General features: G+C 44.4%; 4 protein-coding genes. All 4 read left to right on the forward strand.

Annotated features, from left to right (window positions below):
- Positions 1-68 precede the first annotated feature (68 nt).
- Entirely contained in the window at positions 69-1,253 is a 1,185-nt protein-coding gene (gene trpB, locus GX756_00920) for a tryptophan synthase subunit beta (protein NLC16430.1), read from the forward strand.
- Complete coding sequence (locus GX756_00925) at positions 1,246-1,995, forward strand: tryptophan synthase subunit alpha (protein ID NLC16431.1); 750 nt, start codon at positions 1,246-1,248, stop codon at positions 1,993-1,995. The genes trpB and GX756_00925 overlap by 8 nt, the downstream gene beginning before the upstream one ends.
- Before the next feature lie 143 nt (positions 1,996-2,138).
- Positions 2,139-2,363 (forward strand): hypothetical protein, encoded by a 225-nt coding sequence (locus GX756_00930; protein ID NLC16432.1) that lies wholly within the window; start codon positions 2,139-2,141, stop codon positions 2,361-2,363.
- A 130-nt stretch (positions 2,364-2,493) separates the two neighbouring features.
- On the forward strand, positions 2,494-3,193 hold a 700-nt coding region (locus GX756_00935; GenBank protein ID NLC16433.1), incomplete at its 3' end, for an InlB B-repeat-containing protein.

Raw genomic sequence — 3,193 nt, forward strand, 5'->3', positions numbered from 1 at the left:
CAGCGGCGCTGAAACCAACGACAAAAAAGATAAGACAAAAATAAAACAATTAATAAAGGCGGTACGAAATGGATAAAACAAGATTTGGAACTTTTGGCGGGCGGTATGTCGGGGAAACCGTTATGACCACGCTTGAAGAGCTTGCTCAAGAGTATGAAAGGCTTATTAACGATCCTGAGTTTTTGGCCGAGTTTAACGGCTTGCTTGCCACTTACGCGGGAAGGCCTTCGCTTTTGTATTTTGCCAAAAAGCTGACTCAAGAGCTGGGCGGAGCTAAGATTTATCTTAAGCGCGAGGACCTAAACCATACCGGTTCGCACAAGATCAACAATGTTTTGGGCCAGGTTTTGATGGCCAAGCGCTTGGGCAAAAAGCGTGTCATTGCCGAAACGGGCGCGGGCCAGCACGGCGTGGCGACAGCCACAGTCGCGGCGCTGCTGGGCTTGAAATGCGCTATATTTATGGGCAAAGAAGACACCAAAAGACAGGCGCTTAATGTCTATAGGATGAAACTTTTGGGCGCAGAAGTCATCCCCGTGACCAGCGGAACCCAAACGCTAAAAGACGCCGTAAACGAGGCGCTCAAAGAATGGGTTGCCACGGTCAACGACACCTTTTATGTGATTGGCTCGGCGGTAGGCCCTTATCCTTATCCTAAAATGGTAAGGGATTTCCAAAAAGTCATAGGCCAAGAAATCAAACGACAAATTTTGCAGGCCGAAGGCAGACTGCCCGATTTGGTTTGCGCTTGCGTGGGCGGCGGCAGCAACGCCATAGGCGCGTTTTATGAGTTTATTGAAGACAAGTCCGTAAGGCTTGTAGGCTTGGAGGCGGCGGGCAAAGGCTTGGACACGGGCGAGCACGCGGCGACGCTTACGACGGGCACGCAGGGAATTTTGCACGGCATGAAAGCGTATTTTGTCCAAAATAAAGACGGCAATATCGCGCCCGTTTATTCCATATCGGCGGGGCTGGACTATCCGGGCGTGGGGCCCGAGCATTGTTATCTAAAAGATATAAAACGGGCCGAGTATTACGCCATAACGGACGAACAAGCCGTGGACGCTTTTGAAAAGCTGTCCAAAATAGAGGGCATAATTCCGGCTTTGGAAAGCGCGCACGCCGTTGCCTATGTTTTGGAGCAAGCGCCCAAGATGCCCAAAGATAAGATAATAGTATGCAACCTCTCGGGCAGGGGCGATAAAGATGTGGCGCATATAGCAAGATATAAAGGAGAAACGCTTTATGAGTAGAATAGACGATGTGTTCAAAAAGGGCAAAGTCTTAATAACATATATTATGGCGGGCGATCCCGATTTGGACAAAACTTATGAAACGGTGTTAAAGTTGGAGCAATTGGGCGTGGGGATAGTGGAATTGGGCATACCGTTTTCCGATCCCTCCGCGGACGGCGACGCAATCGTAAGAGCGGGCGAAAGGGCGCTAAAAAACAATTATACGACAGAAGACTATTTGGCGCTTATCCAAAAAATCCGCCAAGCCAGCCAAATACCTTTGGTTGTTATGGCGTATGCCAATACGGTTTTTTGTTACGGCGCGGACAGGTTTTTCGCGCGGCTAAAGGCGGCGGGCGGCGACGGCGTGATTATTCCGGACGCGCCTTACGAAGAAAGCGGCGAATTCGCGCCCTATGCCAAAAACCACGGTATAGACTATATCCCGCTGGTTTCGCCCTCGTCAAAGGACAGAATCCAGACGATAACCGCCCAAGCCTCAGGGTTTGTCTATTGCATAAGCTCTTTTGGGGTTACGGGCGTAAGGGAGACAATAGACCACAAAATTCATAAAATTTACGACCCTATAAAGCTGCCTAAGGCCGTAGGTTTTGGCATATCCAAAATAGAGCATATCAAAGAATTGGCCAAATATTTTGACGGGGTTATTATCGGCTCAAAAATCGTGGAATTTTTGGAAAACAACCAAGTCGCTGAAATGGAAAACTTTGTAAAAGAAGCGGTCAAGGCTTTGGCGTAAAACTTAAAAAACATGTTAAAAATTTTTAAAAAACACGGCGCAAATAGCCGTGTTTTTTGGCGTATTGACAAAATTTGTCAATTTTTTTATACTATATATAGAAACAATTATTTGACCGCGTGTTAGTGTGTAATCCCGTCCGATTGAAAATAGAAAAGGTGGTGAAAGAAATGCCGAGAAGCTGCCAAAAAAGAAAAAAGGTTTTGATCTTGGTTACAACAATAACTGCGGTTGTCTTAATTGTTTTCATAATTTTGACGGCATTTTGGGAAGAGTTCTTTGCTTGCTCGTATATCGTGATAGGCGCGTATTTCGTGTTTTTTATCGTTTATCAAATTGTTGATATCTATAAAAATTACAAAGGCTGATATGGCCGTTTCTTGAGCTATTATCAAAATAAATGTTTTTAAATATACGTTTTTTGCGATCGCCGTTGTAAAAATTTGTCTAAAATTGTAATTTAAAGGCGTATTGTGATTGTTATGCTAGGGGGACATAATGAATTACAAGCGCTTTTTTTGGTTGTTCTTGTTTTTTTTGATTTTTTTGATCGGCTGTTCAAGCCAAAGCGGCGTAAAAATTTTTTTAGATAATCAAGAAAATTATATCGTAGTAAAAAAAGAGCAGTCTTTGGATTTGCCCAAGCCGCAAAAAGAAGGATATGAGTTTGAGGGCTGGTATTTTGACTGCAATTTCCAAAACCGCTGCGACGAGAGCGACCTGAGGCGTTTGAAAGAAAATGTCACCCTATATCCCAAATGGACGCCTATAAAATATGCTATTAATCTATACGACCCGCCTAACAAGCCTATCAGCGTAACGGCGGAATATAACTCGCCTGTCAGGCTTCAAAGTTATTGCGACCTAAAAGGGTTTAAGCTAATCGGATACAGCCCAAGCCAAGACGGCGAGATATTGTATAAAGACGGTTTTTTGATGCCCGCGCGCGATTTGGATTTGTATGTTCAAAAAACGCCTATCAAAGTCAGTTTTGAAACCTTATGCGGCGAGTGTTTTGACCCGCGAGATTTTAACGATTTAAAACAAAGCAAAAACTTGCCTGCTCCCAGCAAAGACGGGCATAAATTTGAGGGCTGGTTTTTGGATAAAGATTATAGTTTGGAGTTTGATATTGATAATTATTCGCCCCAAGACGATTTTAAGCTGTACGCGAAATGGACGCCTATCTATTGCCAAG

This window comes from Clostridiales bacterium (assembly GCA_012512255.1).
Lineage (GTDB): Bacteria > Bacillota > Clostridia > Christensenellales > DUVY01 > DUVY01.